Below are 21382 nucleotides of genomic sequence, written 5' to 3' on the forward strand. Positions count from 1 at the left end.
AACGGGCGCTTACGCTTTTCGTTGGCTAGCTCCAGCGCCCAGCGACTTGCAAACTTTCAGTTTCTTCCTACGATAAGTCAACATCGGCTCGTTCCTCGCCGTGTTTCCTTTATCTCGTCAGAAGCTTAAAAAGTTTGTACGTCGCTTAACGGGCGCTTACGCTTTTCGTTTTATAACACTTTTTTTTCAAATCTGTTTATGTCTGTATCGGCTCCGATGACGATGAGTATATCATCTTGTTGTAGTGGTGCTTCTGCAGGTGGTGTGACAAGTATTTCTCTGCCCCTTTTAATAGCAACGATGTTTATACCATATTTAGCTCGTACATCTAATTCGACTAGGGAATACCCCGCAAGTGTTTCATTTACTTGAATTTCAACAATACTATATTCATCCGATAGTTCTAAATAATCCAAGATATTTTTAGAAACAATGTAATGAGCAATCCTTCTCCCCATATCCCTTTCAGGATGAACAACTCGATCTGCCCCTATTTTCCGTAGCACTTTTGCATGATAGTCGTTTTGTGCTTTGACCGTAATATATTTCACGCCAACTTCTTTCAACATAAGCGTAGTTAAGATGCTTGACTGAATATCCTCACCAATTGCTACAATCACATGATCAAAATTTCGGATTCCAATGTTCTTCAAAACAGATTCATCCGTAGTATCCGCGATTACCGCATGAGTTGCAATCGTTGCAAACGCATTGACTCTATCTTCACTTTTATCAATGGCTAGTACTTCCATTCCCTGCTCGATCAATTCGGAGCAGATACTCCCTCCGAACCGGCCGAGCCCAATGACAGCAAATTGTTTTCTCACCGTAACTCCTCCGTTTTTTCCCAATCAACTATTCTGATCTTTAGCGTGTGTCCAACCATCTTCTTGAGTAATCTTATCTTCTTTAATCAGTTTCCCCAAAGCACGTTTAAATGCTCCTTTACTCATATTAAAGCGCCTCTTTATATCCTCAGGCAAACTTTTATCAGAATAAGGCATACTCCCTCCCCGTCCTAACAAATAATCGTAAATTAATGAAGCATCATCATGTTGACGTTCATGGGTTCTCGGTAATAATGAGACATTGATGCTTCCATCTTCTTTTACATTAGTTACTCTTCCTTCAACTTGTTGGCCAAGCCGAAGTTCTTCATTTCGCTCCGATTCATGAATAAAACCTAAGTAGCCTTCTTCCGTTATAATAGATGAACCAATTTGTAGAATACGATAAACTGTACCTTTAATACTTTTATTAAACAAGCTCTCGTTGGCAGCAACTGATATTAATTCGATTTCCTCTACTGGAGCTATCTTACCAAATAATCTATTTTTATTATTTCTTGTTAATGTGCAATATAGCCTGTCCCCTACTGTTGGCCATAAATGAATATCCTCAGGTAAATCATCAAGAGAAATTAATATATCCTTTTGTAGCCCTATATCAATAAAAATCCCTAACTTTTTTGTAACTCCAACAACTTGGGCCCAATCATATTTCCCAACTTGAATTTTCGGTATCGTAAGGGAGGCTGACAATCTTCCCTCATGGTCTTGATATAAAAACACTTCAAGGTCTTGTTCAAGTTGAATCGGTATAGAGACCTCGGTGTGATGCAAAAGGACATCCTCTTCTCCATCTGTTAGAAAAAAGCCAAATGGGGCCTCACGCACAACTTTAAGAGTTTTTGTTATCCCAGCTTCCATGTTAATAATCCTCCGCTCTTCTATTGCTTTCAATGAATAGCTCAAATTATACCATGTCTGAAAGAGAAACAAAATAAAGTGAAACTTCAATTAGTGGGAGTTTCTTTCATCACTAACTTACAATTTTTTGATTCTCTTCGATTTTGAATTAGTGTTTCACAATAGTTAATCCGATATTATTTAAGAAACTTCATATTTCGATCGCCAATATAGCCAGTATCTACCAATCAACTATTTTATACTTTCTGGTCGAACATATTTTGCTTCTGCCTTTTCATATCTTGCAAAAATAGTATGAAAAAGATTGAGGTACCAACCAAAGCGGAAACAGCCCCCATTTTATAAATAAAATTCCCTCCATAATATTGCATAAAATAACCGCCTAAGGAACTACCGATAATAGAAGCTAGTCCACTAAAAGTGGCATAATAAGCTGTTTGACCTGTAGCAAGCATTTCCTCTGGAATAATTTGAGCAATGTACTGTAGTGTCGCCACCATAAAGATGGCAAATGTAACACTATGCATAGCTTGTGACATAATTATCATAAGCGGATCTGTCAAAATACTATATAAAAACCAACGTAATGTATAAAAACATCCTGCCATACTTATAAGAGCTAATAAAGGGATTTTCCTCATAAGTACATACATTATCGCCACTACTGGTGCTTCACTTAGCGCAGAAAAAGTCCAGGCTAGTCCGATTTTGCCTTCAGAAGCACCAAGTGATTGTAAATAGATTCCTAATAGTCCATCATTCATTCGATGTGGAATGGCAATAAAAAGTACAGCAATTAAAACTCCCAGTAATCGGGAATTACTGAATGCTTTTTGAAATCCCTTTAATGTAAGCGGCTTTCTATTTGCTTCACTATCGGTAAGCTTTAGAGAGATTAACAAGACACAAAAGATAATAAGCGAGTATATGATCCAAAGGTATTGGATTCCTACTTTTCCTATAATAATACCTAAAATAAGGGAAGCCGTTGCAAATCCTATTGAACCCCACACCCGAATGGAGCCATAGCTTACACCATTATCCTTGGCAAATTTAGTAGATAAACTATCGAGTAATGGCTGTATCGGTGACATAAAAAAATGAAAAATCATCATGAAAACAATTAGAAATGACATTGAGGGACTAAAAAATACTCCGAAACTAACGATAAAGGTTGTAATCAAAAGCAGAACAATTACCTTTTTGATTGTTCTTTTCTTATCTGAAATTACTCCCCAAAGTGGCTGGGAAAAAATCGCCACAATAGGACCAACTGCGAGCACAACACCAATTTCTGCAGGACTCATACCTTTATACCTAAACAGTAGTGGTAAAAATGCATTAATGATAGAAACGGTCCAATAATAAAAGAAGTTAAATAAAGATATGTGCAACATTGATGTGCCCCCTTGGAATGAACAGATTGTATATGTTTCTATTTTAACTTTTAAAATCTATTCTTTAAATGGAAGAATCTAATAAGAAAGGGAGGAGACCGATTACTGGTCAATCCTCCCCTTGTTTTATATTATATTGCCTTCATAACTTTAAATTGCGCTTCAATTAGACGGTAGTACTCGCCTCTATGAACCATTAATTGATCATGGTTTCCTTCTTCAATAATTTCACCTTGCTGGAGAACAAAGATTTTATCAGCATCTCTGATCGTCGATAGCCTATGTGCGATGATAATGGATGTTCTTCCTTTTAACAATGTTTGCAAGGCTCTTTGAATTTGCACTTCTGTTTCAGTATCAATACTTGCTGTAGCTTCATCCAAAATAATAATACGAGGATCGGCTAATAGTGCTCTTGCAAAAGAAAGAAGTTGCCTTTCACCTACAGACAATATATTTCCTCTTTCTTCTACTTCTGTGTCATATCCCATAGGCAGTTGCTCAATAAATCTATTAGCGCCTATCGCTTCTGCTGCAGCTTTTACTTGCTCATCGGAAGCCATCGGATTTCCAAACCGAATATTTTCCATAATCGTTCCAGAGAAAATGAACGTATCTTGAAGAACGACACTAATTTGGTGGCGCAAACTTTTTAGGTTAACATCTTGCAAATCATGCCCATCAATTTTGACAGCCCCTGCTGTAGGATCATAAAATCGAGTAATGAGGTTCGCAATTGTTGATTTCCCTGATCCCGTATGCCCGACTAGTGCGATTGTCTGACCAGGCAACATTTCGAGCGATACTCCTTTTAAAGCTTTTCGTTTATCATCATATGAAAATTCTACACGATCAAATTGAATATGTCCGGCAATGTCCTCAAGCTCTATTGCATTGTTCTTTTCGTGAACAATCGGCCTTTCATCTAAATACTCGAAAATTCTTTCTGAAGATGCCATCGCCATTAATAATTGATTATAGAGTTGACCTAATCTTGAGATTGGTTCCCAGAACATACCAATGTAGAAAGCGAATGATACAAAAGTACCTAATGATAATGATCCTGCCTGTATCAAATGTGCACCATACCAAAGTAGTACCGCTGTACCTACAGCATTCGTTAAATCAACAAGCGGACGGAACATGGCACTCTTTTTCGTTGCATTTCTCCAAGCTTCATAGTTTTCAGTGTTAACGCCATCGAAGAACGCCATGTTTTCTTGTTCTTGTGTAAAACTTTGTGTCACTCTAATACCTTGAATACTTTCATTTAAATGAGAGTTTAATTTAGACTGTTTTAATCTCATATATTGCCAAGCTCGACGAATTGTTTTTCTTAGCGTTGTGGATATTAGGAACATTAATGGCAGAATAACAAGTACTGCTAATGTTAACTGCGGACTTAATGTAAAGAGAATGATAATAACTCCAAAAAGCATTAACATATCCATAAACACGTTGATTACGCCATTTGTAAACAAATCCTGTAATGAATTAGTATCATTCATTACCCTTACTAGAATCGATCCGGCAGAACGTTGATCAAAAAAGCGATGAGATAATCCTTGAACATGCGTAAATAAATGTTTACGGAGGTCATAGATTACTCGCTGACCTAATTCATTACTCCATTTGATCCGATAAATATTAGCAACATAATTGATTACATAAAGAACAGCAATGATCCCAACAATCCACATTAAATATGGAATATTTTTCTGAGTATTAATCGCCTTATCTAAAGCATGAACACCAATCAAAATTGGAATGATTAACCTAATTGCTGTTGTAATAAGTACAGTAATAATTGATGCAGGCAATAAATTTTTGGAATAAGGTTTCAAATAATCTAATAAACGATACAATTGTTTCCAGTTAAATGGTTTATCAATTAATTGTTCCGTAGAATAGTGAAAACGTTCCATCACAAGTGGATTTATTTTCTTTGTTTTCTTCATCTTTTTGCTCACCCTCTCTGGCCTTGCAAAATTGCCTGTTGGTCCTGGAATTGAATTTTATAGACACGCTCATATGGACCATTTTCATGGATTAATTGATCATGAGTCCCTCTTTCGACAATTTCACCGTTTTCCAGTACAAGAATTTCATCCGCGTGTTTGAGCGAGGAAATTCGATGAGCGATAATAAATGTCGTTCTACCGTTCATTACTTCTCGAAGCGCTCCTTGAATTTTAAACTCCGTTTCCATATCAACTGCACTTGTTGCATCGTCAAGTATTAAAATACTTGGATCAAGGCAGATAGACCTAGCGATCGAAATTCTTTGCTTCTGTCCACCGGATAATCCGAGACCTCTTTCTCCAAGAACGGTATCATATCCATCAGGCAACTGAGTGATAAATTCATGGGCATCTGCTCTTTTGGCAGCATCAATAATATCTTCCATTTTTGCATCAGGTCGACCATATGCAATATTTGCTTTAATTGTTGATGAGAATAGGAAGCTTTCTTGAAGAACAAAACCGATGTTTTTACGTAAAGCTTGAATGGAATAATCCTTCACATTTTTCCCATCGATTAGCACTTCACCCGACTCTGCTTCATAAAATCTTGTTATAAGTTGCGTAATACTTGTTTTTCCTGATCCTGTTGCACCGACAAGACCGATAATCTTTCCAGCTTCTGCCTTAAAGTTAATATTTTTTAGAGCGCGATTGTCTTCACCCGCATAACGAAGCGACACATTTTTGAATTCAACTTCTCCTTGAAGACGTTGTGGGGCATATGCATTCTCTTTATCTACAATATCCTCTTTCGCTTCAAGAATTTCCAGAAGCCTTTCACCAGATGCTTTAGATTGAGAAAACATATTTACCGTGAATCCAAGATTCATGATCGGCCATAAAATAAACCCAACTAAACTATAAAAAGCAACTAATTCCCCTGGCTTAAGAGAATCATTGATAACGAGATAACCACCGAACGATAGAAGTGCAATTACAGAGATATTCCCAAGTAATTCCATTAAAGGAAAGTATTTTGCCCAAATATTCGATGTGAAGATGTTTCTATCCTTGTAATCTTCATTAGAATGATTAAATTTATCGGTTTGGTAATCCTCACGGGATAAAGATTTAACTGTGTTAATTCCCGAAATACTTTCTTGTACGTTCGTGTTAAGCTTTCCAAAAGATCTTCTAATACTACGGAAAGCTGGATGTACTGCCCTATCAAACTTATAAACAACAAAAAACAAAAATGGTAGTGAAACCATTGTCGCGATTGTCAATGGCACAGAATAATAAAACATAACACCAAACGTAACACTTAATAGCAAAACAAGTCGAAGGATCTCCACAAATCCGAATGATAGAAAGAATCGAAAGGACTCAACATCGGCAGTTAATCGTGACATTAGGTCACCCGTTTTCGCATTATCATAATATCGGAACGGTAAGTACTGTAATTTCTCATACAATACGTTCCGCATTTTGTACACTGATTTAATCCCGAATAAATCACCCGTATACTGTTGGAAAAATGTTGCAATTGCTTTTGCGGCCATTATCGCCATAAACCCTAGAGTTAATGGCAATATCCAATCATATTGTCCACTTATTATGACATTGTCAATTGTAAGCTGAAGAACAATAGGATAAATGACTGTAATCGCTGTTACAATTAGCAAAAAAATGGTCGAGATAAAAAAGTACTTTTTATATGGCCAGTAGTATTGCCTTAGTTTCTTAAATGTCTCCATGTAAATCCCTCCCTTATGGCAGTCGGCCATGATATTAAATATATCGGTTACCGAAATATTTTTCCACTGTTTTTAGTAAAAATAATCAATTTCATTCCAATATCCGATAGCCCTTACGTCTAAAGTCTGAAGTGAAAATTTCTATGTAATAATGATCAGATCCCCTCAAAAAAGTAAATTATTTTAGCCATAATCATTATAATCCTTTTATTTTGAAATGCCAGAGAAATGCTAAAATAATTATTGATGTGAGCAAAAAAAAAGATGCCCTTGTAATAATATGGGCACCTTCAAAAAATATGAACTTTTTATCTTGTATGAAGAACAGAAATTCGATTGTCCCAAATTTGGAGGAAAGACGTGGCCAATAAAGGCTTCAGCAAAATAATACAGATGGACTTTACATTATTTATTGATTCCTTTTGTTCTTAGCCTCCAACAACTTTTTCATCTGTTCCTGTCTATTTTTTTCCTTGTCACTTTCAGTTTCTTTTAATGTTGGTCTCTTAGGATCCAATTTAAGATTATTATTTTTGTTATGAACTACTTTTCCTTTCCTTCTCTTTTCTTCAGTATGCCTTTCCACTTTTTTTTGTAGATTTTCTACATTAAGCCCCTTACTCTGTTCTTTTGGCTGTTGCATATTAACACGCTTAAACAACCGATGTATCATATTCAGTCCAAATCTCCTAATTGCAATTTCTATAAAAAGGAATAAAAATGCAATGAAAACTAGCCATTGGACAATAGACTGGTGTTTCACAGACCTTTCAGGTAACGGGGAAAAAGCCATTTTTTCATTTTCTAATCCCTTCCCGCCTGTTAGGGCGACAGCTTCGTCCAAAAGAGAAAAGTTAGCTTCTTTATCTAAAAGTTCGTCTGAATAAGGAATAGTAAATCCAGTTTTATATAGTTTTTCTTCTCCATCTTCAGTCATTTGCTTAATCCTCAAAAAATATTCCCCCGGAACCTGCTCTATCGCTACTTCGTGTTTCCCAGGTGAAATCATTTTTGTACTCGCGTCCATTGCCTCTCCAGTTTGTGACACAATAGCTACTTCAATAGGGGCCATATCACCATCAGAAGATGTTAATTGAATAATCGCTTGGCTATCGCGAATATTCACATGTACCGCAAAGGGTTCATCATTGAAAGTTGGTAAAGTTCTTGTTATAAGATGATTCAAAAATAACGGCCACTTCTCCCATGTTGTCCAACTCCCCGCCCATTGAGCATCTAAACCTGAAGTAAAAGCTACCGTTCTTCCTAATCCGTACTGCCATTCAGCAAGTATAGGATCATCTTTTGTACTAGATAGAATAATTTGAGCAGTATCTTTCGGTGTAACAGCAATATAGGCATTCATTTCGGGAACACCATTTTCAAATATTGAATTCCAATTTGGTTGATTATGGATAACAGGGTAAAAAGGGTCATCTACAATATAAGTTCGTGTAATCATCGCAGTTTCTCTCGAAAGTATACTTGGGATTGTTGAATCATCTATAACATCGTAAAATCTCCCCGAACCATTTTCAGCTAATGTTGAAAGTAGTCTTTTATCTGCATCTTGACCAAGTGCAACGGTAGATAAAGTAATATTCGCGCTTTTCCCCTCTTCAATTAACCGTTGATAATCTTCAGTCGTTGCAGATTGTCCATCTGTTAGAAGTATAATATGCTTACGTTGCAATTCTAGAGGAGTAAGTCTTTCATATGCCTTTTGAAGAGCAGTAAAAATTTCGGTCCCTCCACCAGATGTAACCGAGCGAATTTGTCCGATTGCATCCTCTTTATCCTGCAGAGGCGCCGCCTCAATAATTTCCCATGGGCGATCATCAAACGCGATGAAACCGAGTGTATCTTTTTCTCTAAGTAATTCAACAGATCTTGCTGCTGCTTCTTTAGCAAGAAGTAATTTTTCTCCTTCCATACTACCTGATCGATCTAACACGATGATAAGACCAAGAGAAGGAATTTCTTCTTTTCCTTTTACTTCCATATAGACTGGCAATAGTTCTTCAATAGGTGTTTTAAAATATCCACCAAGACCATAGCTGTTATCTCCACCAGCCATAACGAATCCTGTACCGAATTCCTTTACCGCTTGTTCGATTAACGCCATTTTATTTTCACCGACATCAGTAGCCGAAATATTATTGAAAATAATGGAATCATAATGCAAATAACCTGATAGTGCAGATGGAAGTTGTTTAGGAGTTATCGAATCTACAACTAATCCAGTAGATTTAAGCAAATCAAGATAATTAACTTCTGCTTCCTGTTGAACAACTAAAATTTTTGGTGTTCCTTTGACGTTAGAAATAGCAGATAAAGTATTATTTTCTGGAAAGGTATCATCCTCTGCTGCAATGACTGCCTTATAAATGAAGAGCCCTGTTTCCTCGGCTTTATGCGTTAATGTATAGGAATTAGTCCCTTCTTTTACCTCTACTTTTTCTTGAAGCAATTCCTTATCATTTAAATAAATCCGGACATTCGCTTCTTTCGCATAATTACTCGTAATTTTCATTTTCATCTGCACGGTTTCGCCTTCATATAGTGCAGATGGAACAGCAAATTCTGTAATCGCCATGTCTGTTCCTATATTTCCTTGAATCTTAACATAATCCAATACTATTCCTCGTTGTTTTAATAAATTCGCTGCCTCTAAAATGGAACCTGCCGTTTCATTTCCATCAGAAAAAAGAACAATTCTCCCATTCTGTCCTGATGGAAAAAGAGATTGTGCAAGTTGCAAACCATTTTCAAAATTTGTGTCGTATCGGTCCACTCGAGTTGAAAATGTTTGGATGATGTCTGGATTATTAGAGAATGCTTGTTCAAGTGCAGCATCTTTGCCTAAAGCCAGAATAGCAAATTGATCTTTTTCCTTTTTATGTTCCACACTCTTTTCGATCCAGCTTAATATTTCTTCATCTGTTCCTTTCATGCTCGCAGATGTATCTGCAACAAAGACTATATGGTATTCATCGGTCTTCATTAAAATTTGGGGTACAGCCAAACTAATTATTAACAAACCGAAACTCGAACTTCTTAAAAATGCAATTACTGTTTTTTCTGTTTTCGTAAAGACTTTTGCATGACGAACAAATAAATAAATAACAAGTGAGGCTGGTAACAACAGAAGCAACAGAATGGGATGTTTAAACTCTAGACCCACGTCGAGTCACCTCCCATTCGATAAACATGATCAGAATAGCCAGCAGAACAAACCAAAACCATATTTGTTCATATGGGCGTGTCGTCAAATTCCCTAAGCTATCCTCATCTTCCGTTTCTTGATTCAGACTAAACGATGGTTCAGACAGAATTGTTTTTTCTCGTTCATCCAAATTGACTGCAAAATACTTTCTATCCGCACTTCTCATTAATTGATAAAGTCCTGGATGTTCCGGAGCAATAAAACTCTCCTCATTCAAATTATAAGATTGAACAAATTTTCCTTCTTCATTAAAAACATTCCATTCTCCACTCTCTCCATTCGCATTCATCCAGCGCTCTTCTCCCGGCTGAAAAAAATCAATAAAAGTATCTTGAGAAGTTAGCCACTCTGCAGAATGATATAAAAAGATTGGAAAACTTGGGTGGAGCGGCCAATCTGAATCTTCTAATGAAAAATGAATGACTATAGCTGGTAAACCGTCAATTGTCCCTTTTTGAATAAGTCGTAAACTACCACTTTTAGCTATAACCGGTATGGAAAATGTATCAGAAGAATTGGCGGATTCAATGTAAGCTTTTTCGATATCAACATATTGAAATAACGGATCATTTGTTGTTTCAACTTTTTCTTGTAATTTTACAGAATCTCCTGTTTCAGGAGTAATTGCCAGCACAGGACGTTTTGGCCAATTTTGAACAGCTAGATTTTCAGTGACAACTATTCCATCTTGTATGTCTTGTTCATCGGGGGTTCCTTTCAATTGAATAACTTCATAACCAATATTTTCGAGTCCTCTAATGATAAATGGACTAACCTCACCTAGGGCATAAACTTTGAGCATTTTTAACTTGTGGATAGCAATTAATTCATTATCAACTTTATAATCATCATCGACTAAGATTCTCGCCTTATAGTACTCGCGTGAAGGAAGACTTTCAATATTCATAAACTTTTGTTGAGCTGGATCTATCGTTATTTCTTGCTCATAAAAAAGTTGATCTTCAGTTTGTACTTGTAATTTTACAGTTGCCGGTTCATCACTTTGATTTTCGATTACAGCGACAGCCCTAGTTTCATCATTAAAAATTCCCGTCCCAAAAGATTTTAAGGAAATATTGCTCCCCTTATTTCCATTATTAATAACTGTAATCGGAGAATTTTCTGGAAGATCGTGAATATCCGCTTCAATTACAGAATCAGAAAAAACAAAAAAGCTAGCGTCCTCTTGACTTGCTAACGATGCTGCAAGTCGTATCGCTTTTTTTACATCGCTATATTCATAGGAAATATTTAGGTCTTTAATGGACTGTTTAATCAAACTGATGTCCTTTTCTTTATTTATAACTAATTTCGGTTCTGAACCAGCGGTAATTAATGTAATTTCTTGTCCATCCACTTGTTCTAAATATGAATCCATTTGGGCTTTCGCTTCAGAAAATCTAGTATTTCCATTATGTATAGCCGCCATTGAAGCAGATGTATCAATAATCATAAAAATATGCTCTCCCGCAATTCCCTTCACCATAAAATAAGGACGTACAAGAGCAAACATTAATAATATCAAAATTAATAGTTGAAGAAATAACAACAAATTTCTTTGAAGTTTATTCAACCAAGGAGAAGCTTGCCATTCATTCATTACTTGTTCCCAAAGAAATGTGGAGGGAATCACGATAGATTCATATTGTTTTCGAAACATATAAAAAACTAGAACAGCAGCTACGAATATAAATAAGGAAAAAAATGCAGGGTTCAGAAAAGCCATATTGTCACCTCATTGCAAAATACCGTACGAAACAAAGTCTTTTAATATAATCCCTTCAACTGGTAGGTCATCTTTAACTAATACATACAATCCACCTACACGGGTACATGCTTTTTCTAATTCTGCATTATGTTTGATTAACCTTTGCTGGTAGGCTAGAAGTAGTTTGGGATCCAAACTAATATTAATTTCTAAGTCCTGTTCACTATCAACTAATTTTGCATCACCTTTAAATGATGGAGATAATTCTTCATTACTAAGAACCTGAATAAAATAAATTTGAGTTTTCATAAACGCAATTTTGCGAAGCACTTGTTCAAAAGTTGATGGGCTTTCCATTCCATCTGTAATAATAATGGTTACTTGCCTGCCCTTTTGAATACTCTTATCTAGTTCGTTAACAAAGGACGTCGTCTTATCAGTGACTGATAAGTTCATAATTTCATATACGACTGATTTAGAATAATTGCTTCCTTTCCTTTCGGCTCCCCGTAGAGGACTAGAAGAAATCGGGTTAAACACTAGTCGATCTTCATTTTCCAAACAAACAAAACTAAATGAAGCAGCTATTTCTTTCGCAAGCTTCCACTTCGAGGCAGATGCTCTCATAGATGATGTACAATCTAGATAAATGGCTACTTTTATTTCCTGCTCATCTAAATGTCTTTTTATATAGTGCCGTTTCGTTCTACTATATACATTCCAATCAATTTGTCTTATATCATCACCAGGTTGATACGTTCTAAAATCAGAAAATTCGAGTGAAGATCCAAACCGATAAGAACGACGAATGCCTTTATGGGTTCCAGTCCTCTTTAGCTCCGACTTAATTCGTAATTTTCTAAGTCTAGATAAAAACTCATGTTTTAAGCTCATTTAGCGACACCTTTAGTTTGAATCTTTTCGATGGTTTCCTCAATCAGTTGATCAGTTGATATCCCCATTGCTTCTCCTTCAAAATTCAATAATAACCGATGGCGGAGTGCTGGTTTAGCCACTGTTTTCAGATCACCGATTGAAACATGAAAGCGCCCCGAAATAAGCGCTCGTGTTTTTGCGAGAGCGATTATACTTTGAAGACCGCGCGGACCACACCCATATTGCACATATTTTTTTACGGATTCAGGGGAATCAGGATCTGTAGGTTGTGTAGCAGATGCAACTTGAACTGCCATTTCTAATATTTCTTCAGAAATAATAATTTGCTTAACGAGTAATTGTATATTTATAACGTCTTGAATAGTCATGACTTTTTCTAATACAGGTTGCTCTATTCCCGTTGTGCGGAGGATAATTTCCTTTAGATCACGTTTATTTGGATATGAAACTAGTATTTTGGACGTAAACCGATCTAATTGGGCCTCAGGCAGTGGATAAGTCCCTTCCATTTCAATAGGATTTTGCGTTGCAAGGACAAAAAAAGGATCTGACATTTTTTTTGTATCTCCCATAATTGTGACTGTCTTTTCACCCATTGCTTCTAGTAATGCACTTTGAGTTTTTGGAGTAGCACGGTTAATTTCATCAGCTAAAACAATATTTGAAAATAGTGGGCCTTTATAAAATTCAAATATTTGTTTACCAGCATCATCAGGCTGAATCATCATCGTACCTGTTATATCAGATGGCATTAAATCAGGTGTGAACTGGATACGTGAAAAACTCAAATCAAGGACTTGGGATATCGTACGAACGAGCATCGTTTTTCCAAGTCCAGGTAACCCTTCAAGCAAGGCATGCCCTCCAGAGAAAATTGTCCAGAGCATTTGATCAATTACATTTTCCTGCCCAACAATAAAACTTTGTATTTCCTGTTTAGCATCTCTTAATTTAATTGTTGCTTGTTCAAAATCACTTTCATGGACATTTTCCATTAAATTGGTCACTCCTCAGGCGGCTTTATCTTTGAAAAATAGTTTTTTACAACTGTTTCTAACTCTTTCGGAAGCTGTGTCCGCTCTGTACTTTGGCGAGCAGCTTCTTCATATTGTTTATACACTTCCTCATATGGTCGGATGGACCCTTTTAATACTGGTCCGTTACCTTCTCGTTGCTCTTGAGGACTGCCATCTCCTGTAACTTCCCCCTGATCTACCTCGATATTGACTTTGCCATCGATTGTTTCTGGAATTGTTAGCTCTCTTGATCCCGACCCAAGACCTGCGCCTTGGCCCTGACTTTGACCTTGACCTTGACCTTGACCCTGACCTTGGCCCTGACCTTGGCCTTGACCCTGGCCCTGACCTTGGCCTTGACCCTGGCCCTGACCTTGGCCTTGACTTTGACCTTGACCCTGGCCCTGACCTTGGCCTTGGCCTTGACCTTGGGCATTATCCCCGGGTGTGGATGAACTTGTTCCAGGATTGTCAGAACTTACTGGCGGTTGTTGCCCACTTTGAGATGGCTGGTCTCCTTCACTAGGTATTTGCGCTAAATTAGTAGTAGGATTCATTTGATTAGCAAGCATATTTTCATATAGATCACGAACTTGCTGATCTATAATTTTTTGAGCTATTTCAACTTGGTTAGCCATATCTACATTTTCACTAGCTGTTCTAAGTTTTTCTGCTAACTCAGCCACAGTGTTTTCGGAAAATTCCTTCTCATCATTTAAATGGGCAAGCATTTCTTTTTGTTCATCAGTTAATGAATTTTTCTTTAAATCTGCAAGTTCTTTATTGAGTTGAGCTAGATCATTCTGCTGTAGTGCTTGAGCAAGTCCCGTTAAATCGACAGATTGCAATAGATTTTGTGTATTGTTAAGTAGCGACAGTTGTTCTTTCGCTTCAACCTTTTTTAATTCAAGTTCTTCTCTTTGTTTGATTAGTTGTTGAAGAACATCATCTGCTTTTTTTGAAGTTTGCAATTTTTCAACAGTTGCAGCTAGTTCATTTTTAGTAACTGGTTCTGTTTGTTCCTTTTCTGCCTTTTTTAAGTTTTTTTCAATTTCTTGAATTAACTTTAATTCATGTTTTTTCAGTTTTGCTGCTTCCATATGCTCGCTCGGAAATATAATCATTAGTATGGAGGAAACTGATAGCAATAGCGCAATAAAGATCGGCAATGGATAAATGTATTTTTTCTTCCTTTGTAAAACGCTTTGTTCCGTTGTTTTCATGTGTGCAATGGCATCTTTTCTTTGCCATTCATAAACTTCTTCAGAATATTGAATGAACGATAAAGCTGTTGCTGTCCGATCTTCCCCAGTATATAAATCATAAACACACGCTGCATCATAGTCGGTGGGGAACTTCTTCCTAGCCAAATATAAGTACCAACAAAGAACGATACATATACCGATGATTGTATAGCTAATCAAATGAACAACAATGAAAAAACGTGAAAAGAGCAGCAGTATAAACAGAAGGCATGACGATAACATAAAAAGTTGTTGAAATTGCTTAACTGAGTATTCCAATCGTAATTGTGATCGTACTTTATAAAGCAGTTGAAAAAATAATTGCTTTGAATCCATTGCCTGTCACCCTTTTATTAGCGCATTTTAGGTCTAAGCCTTTTAATACTAATTAATAACGCAACTATCGCTAGCATTGAATAAACGATGAAATAACTCCAAATGAACGGAAAACTAACACCTGTTTGAGTTGTGATAAATTCATTCATATCAGGTTCAAATAAAACAGTGAACGCCATAACTGGATTAAAAATAGCAAATATATAGGGGAAAAACACAGCGGCATTTTGAGACATTGTATAACCCGTTGTGATCATGTATAAAAAAGCTGTTCCTCCTGTTAAAAATAAACTAATCCCATAGGTGGAAATCATTGCTACAATTGTTCTTCTAATCATCGTAGAAAAGAAGACACCAAAACTGCCAAACACAAAAATGGAGAATAAATAAAACCCAAATATTTTTACTAAAGTAATCGGAGAGACACCTCCGAAAAGAAAAACAATCGAATAAAAAGGTAAACTAGCAATAATCATTAACAACAAATATGATATCGATGATGTTAATTTGCTTAATATAATGCTTGTAGAACTTTGTACCGTTGTAAGTAGAATATTCAATGTTTGTTTTTCCCGTTCTCCACTGATAACTCCAGCTGTTAAGCCTGGAGTTATAAATAATACTAGTCCTAGTTGAATATAGGCTAGAATCATAAACATGAGTCGACTCTCTTCAGGTCTTACAAATTGCGATCCGCCATTTATTAATCTACTCATTAGAATATAGCCGATAACGACAATTCCGATGGCAACCAAATATGAAGATAATCCAAGAAAGGTACGAAAAGAGCGGAATCTCAGCTTGAATTCTTTATTTAATACAGGATTTATTAAAAATTGTTTCATAATAGATCCACTCCTTTCGTAATTTCCATAAACACGTCTTCCAAATTAGATTCCAATTGTTTAAAACTAACAATGGGTAAATCTGCTAAGATTGCTTTTTTTAGAAGTTGAATCTGATCTTCGTCAGTTCCAGTATAATGGAATTGAAGTAGGTTATTTTCGAGATTGACAGTTTTCGAAACCGCTGGATCATCTTCAAAAAAGGCTGTCGCTTTATCTAGTTGTTCACTTAATTTTACAATAATGACCTTTTCAGCTTGCAGTTGTTGTTGGATATCTGAAACAGTTCCATGTGCTACTAATTTCCCTTGATTAATCACTCCAATTTGATCGCACATTTCCGATAGCTCAGGTAAAATGTGTGAGGAAATTAAAATCGTTTTCCCCATATTTTTCAGTTCTTTCAGTATTTCTCGCATTTCAATCCGGGCTCGAGGATCCAAACCAGACGCAGGTTCGTCAAGAATAAGTACTTCAGGATCATGGATAAGTGATCTGGCTAGACAGAGTCTCTGTTTCATCCCCCGAGATAAGACATCCACATAGGCGTCCACTTTTCCTGTTAAATTCACCAATTCAAGGAGCTGTTTAATTAATTCTTTTCGTTCACGAGAAGGAATTCCATAACTCGCTCCGTAAAAATCTAAATATTCATTTACTCGCAATTGATCATAGACACCGAAGAAATCAGGCATATAACCTATAAATCCCCTTACCTTCTTAGGGTCTGTTGTAACACTGGCCCCGTTAACAAAGGCTGTGCCAGATGTTGGAGCAAGTAAAGTTGCTAAAATCGAAAAAAATGTTGATTTTCCAGCACCATTATGACCAACAACTCCAAATACACATCCTTTATCAATTTGGATCGTTAAAGAATCCAAAGCTGTGAACGAGCCATATCTTTTCGTTAATTCATTAATTTCAATCATGGGTTCACAGCTCCTTTTACAGTAAATTCAGGAAAACTAAAAAACGGATTTTCTTCCCCATCTGTTTTTTTAAGCCTAATTATTATCTGTCCTTGCTCGGAAATAAATCGTTCCGGACGATCCCCTAAAACATCGCTTTGGTTTTGATCATCCACATCCACATACTCCCCTGATTCTTGATCTAAAAATGATAGTTCATGACGAGAGTATCCATAATCGACATAATCAATAAAGTCGATAGCAGCTTTACTATAATGAATTTGTCGAGGCAGGCTCAAATTAAGCTCATATTCACCATTTTCAAGAGCAACTTCATTGTACATATCTAGCGGTTCTAAAATATGCCCACTAATAACCTTGATCTCAACACCAATTTGATCTGGAGTAATCGTAAACGGTCCTGTCACTTCACCGTCCGCTTGAAATGCTTGATAAATCATTTGTAATCGTTCATTTTTTGCTTTTTTATTTTTAATATCAGCTTCTAAAACATTTGATTTTGTGTAGCCAAATACAATTGGGGAATTTTCCGAAAGGATTGCATCCGAATGGACTAATGCACTCCTCAAATGTTCTTTTTTCAGTTCATCAAGTTCCTGATTTAAGCCATATGATAAGTTCCCAATATCAATTGGTCTTGTCATAAGTGTTTGTGTTAAAGACTGATTAATTTCGATTTTTTGATTTTCGTTGATAGCCCCCAATTCATAAATCTCAGCACCAGTCCAAATATACAATTCTTCGAAATCAAACGGAAATTGATTCTCAATTGTTCCTCTCAATTCACTTCCGTGTATAGCTAAGTCTATATTTAGTTGCCCAATTGATTGCTTATTCGCTATTCCTACGACTGATCTCCCTGACCAATAGTCCACATCTGAAAAATAATAATCATTCTTTGAGACTGACTCACTTAAAACAACATGATTGACGCGATCAATGATGCTATCTTGAGAGTTTACTGGAACACCTTTGAATTCTTCCCTTGGAAGTGAAAGCTCATAATCACCACTACGATTCGAAAAAATGGCAACCGAGTATGGACCTGTTAAATTCCCTTGACCATCCGCCCTTAATAAGCCTAACTCTGAAAGTTGCGCCTTAGCTAACCGGTCCTTCGCTCCAATAGCAAAAATCCCAATTGAGAGCAATATAGAGATGACAGGAATTAGCCACCATGAATGCTCCCTCATGTCCATATGCCTTAAGACAAAATACATGATCGGAATAATAACAACCATGTAGGCAATCATGATCAGGATTACAGCAGCGATTGAAAAGTTAGAGGATGGGAACAATTCATTGGTCTCCCCAATATCCCAATAAATTGACTGATAAATTCCGTCTGTTTTCTGTCCAAAAGCAGGTTGAATCGAAAGGAGAATCTTTTCTAAGTAATCAGCATATCCATTCCATCCAGAGAGAGGAGCCTCACCGATTGAATATGCAGTTTGCAAGATTTCACCGTTGTTTACACTCGTTTTAATCACGACTGGATACTCTTCTGAGCTTTCTACAACTTCAGCATTAGCTAGTAAGTCACCTGTTGTAATTTTTATTGAGGATAAATCATTTTTTGCTTGATCACCTAAAAAAGAAAGATCAGAAATCGTTTCTTCCGCTTTCTCTTGTAGTGGTAATAAGGGAGATAGCTCACCAAACGCATGGTTCCCTTTAGATGAAGCACCCGCAATTAAACTTCCTCCGCTCTCTACCCAGTTTACGAGGGCTTCCTGCTGCTGGTCCGACAATTCTCCAATCGAATAATCATCTATAATGAGGTAATCGAAGAATTCCAATCCACTCTCATTTGTTGGGATACTCTCTTTTGATAAAGGAACGACTGTAATTTGTTCATCATTCAAGCGAATCAGTTGCAAATTCCTCATACGATCAGGATTTTCACTTAATAACCCTATCGTTGGTTGATGAGGTTCAAGCATGCGAGCAGATGATTTATTTGTTCCATTGAGTTTAACCTTTTTCCCCTTTTTCCAATTATTTTCATAGACTTTTATAAGTTCATTTCCAAAATTTGCTTGTTCATATGAAGCTCCTGGTATAATGACTTCATATGTTTTTTCACTTCCTTGAGGAAGTTCTACTCTTATAGCTTTCTGACCTCCTAAATTATAGTCGACGGCGAAGTCTATTAACATATCGCCACTGAAGTCAGCCCCGGTATTTTTCAAAGTAATTGTAACAGGATACCCACGCCCATTTTTCACCATACCGTTGAAACCCTCTTGAATAGTCATGTCAAGTGATCTCGGAGCAGCTTGTACAGGCGGCGAGAAAATTGTAAATAATAAAAAAATTAAGGTCATAGAATAGAAGAGTACTTTTTTATGGATTATCATGAGAACCCCCTAGAAACATGCCGCATAAGCGGATTATTAAAAATTACTTCTTTATATACTCCTGGACAATGTCCAAAAAGGCCTTTACTTGACGAAGCTCAAACGATGATTCGTAACCTAACAACCAAGTATCGCGTGTCAACGGCTTATTCTTATCATCCATTAACGGAATTCTATAAACATCTGTTTCAGATTTAGCTAGTGTAATTTCAGGTAAAATAGCGTATCCAATTCCATTATATGTCATTTGTTTGCAAGTTTCTATTTGATCCACTACTATTGTTCGTTTTGGAACAGTTTTAAATCGTCTATGCCACCAGTTTTGTATTTCTTGATAATAATCTGAGTCACTCTTAAATTGAATGAATGGACGATCTGTCTCTAAAACTTCCTCGACGTTTTTTATCTCTCTATCCACTAAACAAAGGCTATCGTCAAAAAGATGATATTTTGCCCCTTTCCAATCAGTATGACCACGGATAATGCCGACATGAACTTCCCCTTCATAAAGGCTTTTTAAGATTTCACTACTCCATCCTGTAATTAGTGAAATTTTTGCACGAGGGTATCTTTTAACAAATTCTTTTAACACTTTTGGAAGCCAATTTTGACCAACAATGGAAGCGCAAGCAATTTTCAATGTTCCATGTACGTTAGTTTGAAGCTCTTGGATTTCTTCCATTAATTTTTCTTGTCTATCCAAAATATTTTTAGCAAAATCAACAACTATTTCTCCAGAGGGTGTTAACAATAAACCTTTTCTTGATCGCAAAAATAGTTGTACACCCCATTGTTTTTCAATCGCTTGTAATCGTTGGGAAAGTGCAGGCTGCGTAACAAATAATTTTTCTGCAGCTTTTCTCATATTTGACTCTTGTGCTAGAACCACTAATAAATAAAAATCGGATAATGACATTAAAAATTCTCCTCTATATGTTAGCTCCACTATTATATGGATGACCAGTAGATAATGAATTCGGCTTCCAACATGAAGTGGAAGCCGAGAAAAAATAAAGCATTATTGATGGTGCATTTTACCAAGATCTTTCCTTAATTCCTTTAAAAGTGCCCTTCTTGTAAAAATCCCTTCAAAATAACCGGCATGATCTTCTACACATAAAAAGGGATGATCGATAAGTAAATCTAGTGCCTTTTCAAACTTCTCATCCAATTTTATCTTAGGTATGTGGATTTGCATTACATCTTCCACTTTTTTATCGGTTAATTTTTCAAATTCAATTCTTTCCAACCCAAGGAGTGATTCCGTTATAATCGGAGAACTGATTAAGCCATGCAATTTAAAACGAGCATCCAATACAGGTATTGCAGAATACCCGCTTTTAGTTAACACAAGTAGAGCGTGTTCTAGGCTATTTCCGAGTTGAACGTGGGCTACTTTTTCAGACGGGATTATATAATCACTGATGTTCGGGTTCATGTATTCATGACTTTTCAAAGAAATCATTTAAATCCCCCATCTCTAGATAATCTCTTCTCTTCATATTTTAACATAATCCCGAAAGGAAAACGCTTTTATTGTAAATTTTTACAGCGGAAACTGAATTTATTTTTCTGATTGCTCTTTTTCCTCTTGAACAATCTCAAAAATTTCTATAGCCGCCATGTCAATATCGTCAAATTGATACTTTTGTTTTTCATTATCTTTACTATATTCTTCCACTTCATACATACTTGTAGCTGGATAATATTTTACTTGGCAGAGAGTTTTCCCGTTCACCTCAAACAGTCGTTGCTGTACTTCCTCATGATCACCTTGTTGTTGCATTGTTTGAAGACGTTGAATAATACTTAATAACTGAGACATTTTGTTAAACTCCTTTCTTTGCAAGACAATGTAATTATAAAAGAGATTGTAGTGTGATTGCAAACAGTAGCACTAAAAGTCTTAAGTTCTTTAAATAGACGAAAAAGAACTAAAATTGGATACTTTCCTTATTCAACAAACGATGGTATACTAGGTAACAAATAATATG

General features: G+C 36.3%; 16 protein-coding genes. All 16 read right to left on the reverse strand.

What is annotated here, in order from left to right:
• Positions 1-170 precede the first annotated feature (170 nt).
• Positions 171-827 (reverse strand): potassium channel family protein, encoded by a 657-nt coding sequence (locus BN1243_RS05705; protein WP_062105268.1) that lies wholly within the window; start codon positions 825-827, stop codon positions 171-173.
• A gap of 24 nt (positions 828-851) precedes the next feature.
• On the reverse strand, positions 852-1709 hold the full coding sequence (locus tag BN1243_RS05710) for a CvfB family protein (protein WP_062105269.1): 858 nt from the start codon (positions 1707-1709) through the stop codon (positions 852-854).
• Between the two features lie 236 nt (positions 1710-1945).
• A complete protein-coding gene (locus BN1243_RS05715) occupies positions 1946-3106 on the reverse strand; it encodes an MFS transporter (RefSeq protein ID WP_062105270.1) in 1161 nt (386 codons plus the stop codon).
• A 131-nt stretch (positions 3107-3237) separates the two neighbouring features.
• Complete coding sequence (locus BN1243_RS05720) at positions 3238-5064, reverse strand: ABC transporter ATP-binding protein (RefSeq protein ID WP_062105271.1); 1827 nt, start codon at positions 5062-5064, stop codon at positions 3238-3240.
• A gap of 8 nt (positions 5065-5072) precedes the next feature.
• Positions 5073-6827, reverse strand: coding sequence for an ABC transporter ATP-binding protein (locus tag BN1243_RS05725; RefSeq protein WP_062105272.1), 1755 nt, complete (start codon positions 6825-6827; stop codon positions 5073-5075).
• A gap of 409 nt (positions 6828-7236) precedes the next feature.
• Positions 7237-10011, reverse strand: coding sequence for a VWA domain-containing protein (locus BN1243_RS05730; protein WP_062105273.1), 2775 nt, complete (start codon positions 10009-10011; stop codon positions 7237-7239).
• A complete protein-coding gene (locus tag BN1243_RS05735) occupies positions 9995-11779 on the reverse strand; it encodes a vWA domain-containing protein (RefSeq protein WP_062105274.1) in 1785 nt (594 codons plus the stop codon). The genes BN1243_RS05730 and BN1243_RS05735 overlap by 17 nt, the downstream gene beginning before the upstream one ends.
• A 9-nt stretch (positions 11780-11788) precedes the next feature.
• A complete protein-coding gene (locus BN1243_RS05740; RefSeq protein WP_062105275.1) occupies positions 11789-12655 on the reverse strand; it encodes a DUF58 domain-containing protein in 867 nt (288 codons plus the stop codon).
• Positions 12652-13653 (reverse strand): AAA family ATPase, encoded by a 1002-nt coding sequence (locus BN1243_RS05745; protein WP_062105276.1) that lies wholly within the window; start codon positions 13651-13653, stop codon positions 12652-12654. Before BN1243_RS05745 ends, BN1243_RS05740 begins: the two co-directional genes overlap by 4 nt.
• 8 nt (positions 13654-13661) lie before the next feature.
• Entirely contained in the window at positions 13662-15254 is a 1593-nt protein-coding gene (locus BN1243_RS05750) for a hypothetical protein (protein WP_062105277.1), read from the reverse strand.
• A gap of 17 nt (positions 15255-15271) precedes the next feature.
• Positions 15272-16099, reverse strand: coding sequence for an ABC transporter permease (locus tag BN1243_RS05755; protein ID WP_062105278.1), 828 nt, complete (start codon positions 16097-16099; stop codon positions 15272-15274).
• Positions 16096-17028, reverse strand: a complete 933-nt coding sequence (locus BN1243_RS05760) for an ABC transporter ATP-binding protein (protein ID WP_062105279.1) — start codon at positions 17026-17028, stop codon at positions 16096-16098. Before BN1243_RS05760 ends, BN1243_RS05755 begins: the two co-directional genes overlap by 4 nt.
• Positions 17025-19388 (reverse strand): tripartite tricarboxylate transporter TctB family protein, encoded by a 2364-nt coding sequence (locus tag BN1243_RS05765; RefSeq protein WP_062105280.1) that lies wholly within the window; start codon positions 19386-19388, stop codon positions 17025-17027. Before BN1243_RS05765 ends, BN1243_RS05760 begins: the two co-directional genes overlap by 4 nt.
• A 43-nt stretch (positions 19389-19431) precedes the next feature.
• A complete protein-coding gene (locus BN1243_RS05770; protein ID WP_062105281.1) occupies positions 19432-20304 on the reverse strand; it encodes a LysR family transcriptional regulator in 873 nt (290 codons plus the stop codon).
• A 102-nt stretch (positions 20305-20406) separates the two neighbouring features.
• On the reverse strand, positions 20407-20853 hold the full coding sequence (gene cbpB / locus BN1243_RS05775) for a cyclic-di-AMP-binding protein CbpB (protein ID WP_062105282.1): 447 nt from the start codon (positions 20851-20853) through the stop codon (positions 20407-20409).
• Positions 20854-20952: 99 nt separating this feature from the next.
• Positions 20953-21213, reverse strand: coding sequence for a YkuJ family protein (locus BN1243_RS05780; RefSeq protein WP_062105283.1), 261 nt, complete (start codon positions 21211-21213; stop codon positions 20953-20955).
• Between the last annotated feature and the right edge of the window lie 169 nt (positions 21214-21382).

The sequence above is a fragment of the Bacillus niameyensis genome (genome assembly GCF_001375535.1).
In the GTDB taxonomy this organism is placed as follows: Bacteria; Bacillota; Bacilli; order Bacillales; family Bacillaceae_C; genus Lederbergia; species Lederbergia niameyensis.